5 protein-coding genes, 1 pseudogene and 1 riboswitch are annotated in these 7,460 nt (G+C 64.2%); of the genes and pseudogenes, 3 read left to right on the forward strand and 3 right to left on the reverse strand.

From position 1 onward, the window contains the following. The 3 genes from AC1DKD_RS36980 to zorA form a co-directional block, all read right to left on the reverse strand. On the reverse strand, positions 1-872 hold an 872-nt coding region (locus AC1DKD_RS36980; RefSeq protein ID WP_477144409.1), incomplete at its 3' end, for an EH signature domain-containing protein. After that, positions 866-1,573, reverse strand: coding sequence for an OmpA/MotB family protein (locus tag AC1DKD_RS36985; protein WP_477144410.1), 708 nt, complete (start codon positions 1,571-1,573; stop codon positions 866-868). The genes AC1DKD_RS36980 and AC1DKD_RS36985, both read right to left, overlap by 7 nt. 1 nt (position 1,574) lies before the next feature. Beyond that, positions 1,575-3,578 carry an anti-phage ZorAB system protein ZorA gene (gene zorA / locus AC1DKD_RS36990; protein ID WP_441629758.1) on the reverse strand — a complete coding sequence of 668 codons (2,004 nt, stop codon included), beginning with the start codon at positions 3,576-3,578 and terminating at the stop codon, positions 1,575-1,577. 784 nt (positions 3,579-4,362) lie between these two features. Beyond that, positions 4,363-4,489: riboswitch (glycine riboswitch) on the forward strand. A 48-nt stretch (positions 4,490-4,537) separates the two neighbouring features. On the opposite strand from zorA, the gene AC1DKD_RS36995 reads away from it, so the two are divergent. From AC1DKD_RS36995 to AC1DKD_RS37005, 3 genes and pseudogenes are all read left to right on the forward strand, one after another. Next, the gene (locus AC1DKD_RS36995) at positions 4,538-5,860 is read left to right on the forward strand and encodes a D-amino acid dehydrogenase (RefSeq protein ID WP_441629757.1); all 1,323 of its coding nucleotides are present in this window, start codon (positions 4,538-4,540) and stop codon (positions 5,858-5,860) included. A 90-nt stretch (positions 5,861-5,950) separates the two neighbouring features. After that, positions 5,951-6,874, forward strand: a complete 924-nt coding sequence (locus tag AC1DKD_RS37000; RefSeq protein WP_477144411.1) for a LysR substrate-binding domain-containing protein — start codon at positions 5,951-5,953, stop codon at positions 6,872-6,874. Positions 6,875-7,158: 284 nt separating this feature from the next. Further along, a pseudogene (locus AC1DKD_RS37005) lies at positions 7,159-7,460 on the forward strand (MFS transporter); the annotation flags it as partial.

Below are 7,460 nucleotides of genomic sequence, written 5' to 3' on the forward strand. Positions count from 1 at the left end.
TTCTTCCAGACCGAGGGTTGCACCACAAAGTCGCGCAGACGCTCRTCTTGGGAAGCGCCCTTGCACGCATGGTAACGAACAAGAATCAACTCGACCGCTTCATCCCGAAACACCGGCTTATCGTGAATCAGCTGCAGCAATCTCGGAATCCGCTGCCTGAACTCCGCATCCGTGGTTGCGGTGGCTTGGCGAACGACCCCCAATACCAAGGCGTGCCAAAACCAGCTTGAAGGGGGGATGCCGAGGTCGGCAGCAATTCTCTCGACCGGCCCGGTGTCGCCCATCAGGTAGCTACGTGCGTATTTGTCTGCCGGCTTGTCGGTCAATACCTGTGACTCGCTCCGGAGCACGGCCACCCAATCGGGAACCTGCGAGCTGCCCGTCCCCCTGTCAATGACGGGCCAGCTCCGTTCGAGGAAAAGGCGAAGTTGTTGCCAGCCGGCCTTCGCCGCATCCGACACGCTAGCGCTGGGGTCAAAGGAAAAATATGAGCTCAGCAGGCCATGCCAGGTAAGCCGCCACAGCTCGCCGTTTTGCGCCTCGACCTCATAGGAGGCCAGGAGCGCAGGGAAGTGCTTACAGCCAAGCGCCACGACGCCCGACAACTCACGAATCGGCTCCGCCAGGGCCGACGCCGCGAGGTCGCGCTGCCACGCATTGAGCGTTTGACCGCGAACGAGGGCTCGGGCGGCCGCATAGGCATCCTCTCGGTTCCGTTCCCCTTGGCTGTATCCCTGAAACAACTTCTCCGACTCGGCGGCTTGTTGTTTGACATACTCGGGGAAGCCGAATTTGCCTCCCGAGATGTCCATCGAGGCCAGCGCATCGGCCAACCCGAACCTCAGGCGCTCTAGCGCCACCGTGGCTAGCACTGTCCGAACTCCTTGGTGTTGGTGAGCGCGTTCGCCGGCGGCCCCTTTTCGTCTACCCCCCAGAACTCAATCTTTAGCTCCACGCGGCGGCTGGCCGCCTTGTCCTGGCGAATGGAATTGAAGGAATAACCGCCGACCAGAAAGAGGTCCTGGACTTGCCGGAGCTGAGACGCCGTCAAAATGCGTTCGCCCGTCGCGGGGCGAGCAAACAGCATACATACCACGCTTCGGCTACGATTGAGACTCAGGCCAAGGTTATAGAGGTACGTGCCATCCTGGTCCGTGAACCCTTCCACGACCACCCGACGCATCCATCGCTGCCCTTCCGGGGTCGACTTGGCGTTCAATAGCACTGGAATATAGTCACGCAAGAAGCGTGCAGCGTCCGGCTTGATGGAGTAGTCGCCACTCTCGAACCGTACGACGTCGCCCAAGTCAATACGGTAGGTCGACTCGTCGACGTTGACATTCTTCTGGGCAGAGTCTCGCTTGATTTGCGCCATCACGCCGCGAATATCCTTCTCGCGCTGAATCTTCGCTTCCTCTTCAGCCRTCAGGTTCTTGGTGACGGCGACAAGGGTCACCGCCATCACCACCAGAAACAGCGTCATGAGTGCCGTCATCAGGTCGGAGAACGAAATCCAGAACGGACTTTCGCCCTCCGCCTTGGCGCCACGCTTGAGAATTACCCGGCCGAGCATCTCACGTCTTCCTCATACGATGAACTGCGGTCGCCAGTTCCTGCACGACGCCATTCAAGTGCCCCGTCCCCTGCGAGAGGTGACGGTCAGTCTCTGCGATGGTCTGCTTGACGGAACCGACCAGCTGAATGCCAAACTCATGGAACGCCTTCAGAAGGGCATCATTGACGCTATCCAGATGCGTACGGCTATCGGACTCGGCTCGCCGCAACGCTTCCACGCTGGCCTTAATGCTCTCGACCAGGTCCTTAGAGACGCCCGCCTCCTTCTTCGCCGCTTCGATTAGGCCGGTCAGCGATGCCACCTGCGCGTCGACGGTCCTGCGCGTGGAGTCGTACTGGTCAAATCCACGCTGGACCGCCACTGCCGCCACCTGCAGCGTGTTTGCTGCCGACGTCAGCTGCTCCGACACCCGTGTCGACCGGTCAAACACGCCACTTACCGCACTTCCTGCAGACTCAAAACGCTGGGCTGCGGCACTCAGGGTCAAGGCGCCCTGATTCATGCCGTCGATAGCGCGCAAGGATACGTTGCCCAGGGCATCAATATTGTGTTGCGTCTTGGTGACCTGGTCGGCGACGGACTTGAGCAGACCATCCACCTGCGTTGTGAGCCCCCCGACGAGCTGGTTGGTCTGGTCACTCAGCTGTTGATTGCGACTCGTCTCCTCGGCTGCGGCCGCCTTGCGGAAGCCCTCCATGCGCTCCATGCCGGCGGCAACCTCCCCCAGCACCTTCATGACCGCGTCATCCATCGCGCGCTTCGACTTTTCCTGCTCATCGCTGACCAGGCTCCGGAACTCCTGGACAAACTGCCGCATCTGGTCCGTGAGAACCTGCTGATTATCAGCCGCCTTCTTCATCGCCTCTTCCAGCGTGCCACTCATCTGGCTGGCGGCGTGTTCATTGGTGGTCTTAATATCCGACAAAAGGCTTTGAAGCGATGACTGGACGGCAGTCATTGCGTCCATGGACCGCTGCATTTGCTCATTGATGCCGCGCATCTGGCCGCCGAATGTATCCTCCAGCTTCGCCATAAACCCGGACAGCATGGTCTCCAACATCCCCGTGACCGCTTCGCCGTTGCCGCGGTGGGTCTGCTCCATCGCGTCCGTCATCCGTTGAATCGGCGCAGCCAGAGACCCGGAGATGGTCTCTCCGATACGGTCGCCCAGCAGTCGGGAAGCTTCCTGCTGAGCCTGAATTTGACGGTCGACCAGGTTGTTCATCAACTTGGTCATGTCTTCGACCAACGCATCCTTAAGCTGCGCGGTATGTGCCTCATTGCGCTCGGACGATTGCACCAGCCGAGACAGATATTCTTCCCCCGCCCCCGTCTCATACAACGCATCGATAGCCTGGTTCAGACGCTCGACCAACTGGTAGAGGCAGGCCAGGACAAGCCTGCTGGCGAAGGTCACGCCCATCGCGCAACCGATTGCAGCAGCGGACGCCACAAAGGCGTGCTGCACCCCCGCCATCAACGGCTTCAGCCCCGACACGGCGGCGGCAGTGGAAGAGGGGTCAAATTTCCCCAGCCCATCCAATAGGCCCGCAAAGGTGCCGATGATGCCGAGCCCAGTAAGAACACCCGGCAGATGGCGCGTGAAATCGTCGAACAGGCGACTGTCCACAAGCACTTCCCGGGTGAAGAACGCTTCTGCCGGCACCGTGGCTCGCACCTCCACCACGCTCAACTCCCCGTTCGACGCCTTCTTCAACTCATGAAGCGTGTGGCTGTACTCCGCCCACAAATGCTTGACAGGCGCCCAGCGAAAAATATCGGCAAGGTCATCAGGACGGACGCTGCTGCCAGCCTTGCGCAACAGTTCGATGCGGCGGACGGATGCGCGCAGGCGCCACCACAAGGGTATGCCACGTATCCCGTAGCCGACCAGAAACGCTCCGGTCAGCAGGACAACCAGCACAAAGACGCCGAGGGGTAAGCCGCCCAACTGGCCCAAGGTGGGGCTGATGCCCGCCAGAAACGTCTGCAGTCCACTCATCGCCCCCTCCCCACTGCCGTCGTTTCTTGGCGAGTTGAAGACTCCCCGCCGATGCCATGGCGCTGACAGTAGTCGGCCAGTACCACCTCGAGCATATTGGTGAGGCTGCGCTTCTCCCGCTGTGCGGCTGCCTCAAGGAGGGCTTTGAAGTGAGGCGTCACGCGGAAGCTGATGCCGACAGATTTCTCTGAACTCATAACGGAATGTGTATGGCGTTTTACAATACACATTACATCACGTGTTACCAAAGGTTACAATGTGTAACCGGAAGCGCAGTGTGTTTCCGCGCACACAGATGGGCGGCAGCGCYGGCACGTATCGACCGTGTACGCACCGTGAACGAACGCCGCGACCCGTGCCGGTAGGCCGCTCCGCCAGACGGCGCGACGAGCCCACGCTCGCCTCGTCGCGGTGCACCCGGCGGGACCCCATGCTGGCCATGACGGCACACTGACTCGAGAGCGCCCCCGCCGTTGCGACGAACCGCATCACCAAACCCTCGCTGGCCCGGGTGTGGCAACGCGCGGTGACGAGCGCCGGACGCCCGTCACCGCTGCGCCGGCTCCCAAATTGGGCCGGCCGGACTGCTACAGAACGCTGCTACAGCGCGCGGCCCCGCGGCGGGCTGGCGCCGCCGCTGCCGGGCCCCTATACTGCCCTTGCAGTCTCCCTGCCACGCGTGCTATGGTGCGGCTTCCAGGAGAATGAGGCGGTCTGGCTACCACCGGATTACCCCCTCTACCGAAGGCGTACCCCTGAAACGCTCAGGTGCAGAAGACTGGAAACCGATAAAACTGGAGAGCGCCGGACCGGACCACCAAGCGTGGCGCGGCATGCGGCCGCCGAAGGGGCAAGCCGGCACCCGTGGTGGGTGCGGCGAATCTCTCAGGCAAAAGGACAGTGGGGGCAGACAGGCCAGATGGCCTGTCTGCCCCTTTTTGCTGTCCGGAGCCTGAAGAATGAAAGTCATCGTGATGGGAGCCGGCGTGATCGGCGTCGCTTCTGCGTGGTACCTGGCCAAGGCCGGGCATGAGGTGGTGGTGCTGGAGCGCAACGCGGGCGCCGCCCGGGAAACCAGTTTTGGCAACGGCGGCCAGATCTCGGTCAGCCATGCCGAGCCGTGGGCCAACCCGGCCGCGCCGCTGAAGATGCTGCGCTGGCTGGGCCGGGAGGATGCGCCCCTGCTGTTCCGCCTGCGCGCCGACCCGGCGCAATGGTCGTGGGGACTGAAGTTCCTGCGCGAGTGCACGGCTAAGCGCTCCACCCACAATATGATCCAGTTGCTCAACCTGGGCACATACAGCCGCGCCAGCCTGCAGGCCCTGCGCGAGGAAACCGGCATCGAGTATGACCACCTGACGCGCGGCATCCTGCATTTCTACACCAGCCAGAAGGAATTCGACGCGGCCATCGAGCCGGCGCGCATCATGCGCGAACTGGGCTGCGAGCGCCGCGTGATCGGGCCCGACGAAGTCGTACGCCTGGAACCGGCGCTGTCCAATATCGCGCCGCGCCTGGCTGGCGCCACCTATACCAGCGAGGACGAATCCGGCGACGTGCACCGCTTCACCACCGAGCTGGCGGCCAAGTGCGAGGCGCTTGGCGTGCGCTTCCGCTACGGCGTGCGGGTGCAGCGCCTGCATGCCGATGGCGGCAGGATGCGCGGCGTGGAGATCGCCGATGAAACCGGCGGCTACCAGATCGAAAGCGCCGATGCCTATGTGCTTGCGCTGGGCAGCTTCAGCCCGATGCTGGCGCGCCCGCTGGGGGTGAAGCTGGATATCTATCCGGCCAAGGGCTACTCGGTGACGCTGCCGGTACTCGACCCCGCGCGCGCGCCCAGCGTGAGCCTGACCGACGACGAGTACAAGCTGGTGTTCTCGCGCTTTGGCGACCGCCTGCGCGTAGCGGGCACCGCCGAGCTCAATGGCTATGCGATGGACCTGAACCCGGTGCGCTGCGACGCCATCGTCAAACGCACGCTGGACGTGTTCCCGGACATGAGCCGTCCTGAACTGGCGCGCTTCTGGACGGGCCTGCGCCCGGCCACGCCGGGCAACGTGCCGTATATCGGTGCCAGCGGGATCGACGGCCTCTACCTCAACACCGGCCACGGCACGCTGGGCTGGACGCACGGCTGCGGCTCGGGCCGCGCCATTGCCGACATCATCAGCGGTTATGTGCCGGAAGTGGACTTTGCCTTCAGCGGCGAGCTGCCGGCGCACAAGGGCCCACGCGCGCTTGCCGCGGCGGCAAGCCCGGCCGGCGTGACGGCACACTGAGCGCGAACTGCGGCGTTCGTTACCGCGCCCGGCCACCTGCGCCGGGCGCTTTGCCTTTAACATGTGCGTCCACGACTCCGCAGGCTCCCCATGAAGCTTAACCAGCTGCGCGCCCTGGCCGCCATCGCCGACACCGGCAGCATCCAGGAAGCCTCCCGCATCCTTCACCTGACGCAGCCCGCGCTGAGCAAGGCCATCAAGGAACTGGAGAGCAGCGTAGGCGCCACCTTGTTCGTGCGTTCGAGCAAGGGCGTGCGCCTTACCCCCCATGGCCAGCGGCTGGTCACGCATGCCCGGCTGATCAGCGAGAACGTGCGGCGCGCGCGCGAGGACCTGGAAGACATGATGGGCAGCGTGGTCAGCGAGATCACGGTTGGCGTGACGCCGGTCACGGCGGTGATGCGGCCGATGGCGGCCTGCCTGAGCACCTTCCGGCGCGAGTTTCCCAACGCGCGCCTGCGCGTGCAGGAGATGCGGCCGACGCAGTTGCTGGAGCACCTGCGCGAGGGCACCATGGACTTTGCCGTGACCTCCCAGTTGCTGCCGGCAGACCGCGGGCTGGATTGCACCCAGGCCTGCCGCCTGCCGACCATCATTGCCGGGCGGCGCGGGCACCCGCTGCGCGCGGCCCGCTCGGTGCGCTTGCTGCAGCAGGCAGACTGGCTGGTGCTGGACCCGCTCTCCGACACCAGTYCGCCCTTTCACCAATTGTTCGCGGGCAATGGCCTGGCGCCCCCCGCGCGCGTGATCGAGTGCACTTCCATGGGACTGGCGCTGGAACTGTGCTGGAAGGCGGATACCCTGATCCTGCTTTCCAGCGAATCGCGCGGCAGCAAGTTCGTCACGGACAATATGGACTTCATCGAGGTGGAAGAGCCGGTGCCCGAGCGCGCCATCTCCCTGGTCACGCGCGACCGGCACGTACTGACCTGGGCCGCGGCTCGCCTGCACGACGCCATGCTGGAAGCGCTTTCCGGCAACTCCCCGGCCCCGGGCGGYGCGGCCGCCCCCTGAACTGGCCTGCGCCTGCGCCGTTGCATGGACGCGCGTAAGCTGCCCCCCGCCGGCTTGCGCGGCACCCCTCCCCCCTTTGAGCATCGCCCGCCATTCCCGATGGCTGGCGCCCATGCCCGCTTGTTCCCGCCCATTTCCGCCTATCCCCGCCTATTCCCGATCCTCATACCCATGAAAAAAAGCGAAGTGCTTATCCGGCGCCTCGCTCTTACCATGCCAGCACACCAGTAGAGACGGCGCCGCGCCGCAGCCGTCCCGAGCCAATCCCACCCGAGGAGGAAAGCATGACCCACGCGCCTACCGCGCTATCCAGCCCCGCCGGCACGGCATCCACCGCCGCCCCTACCGCGGCCCGCCCGCATTCGCGCCGCGCCATCGTCGCCGCCGCGATCGGAAACGGGCTGGAGATCTACGACTTCACCGTCTACAGCTTCTTCGCCGCCACCATCGGAAAGTTGTTCTTTCCGTCGAGCAGCCCGCTGGCTTCGCTGTTGCTGTCCTTTGCCACGTTTGGCGCCGGTTTCGTGATGCGTCCGCTCGGCGCGGTGCTGATCGGTGGCCTTGCCGACCGGCGCGGCCGCAAGAC

The organism is Cupriavidus sp. 05T313 (assembly GCF_056396665.1).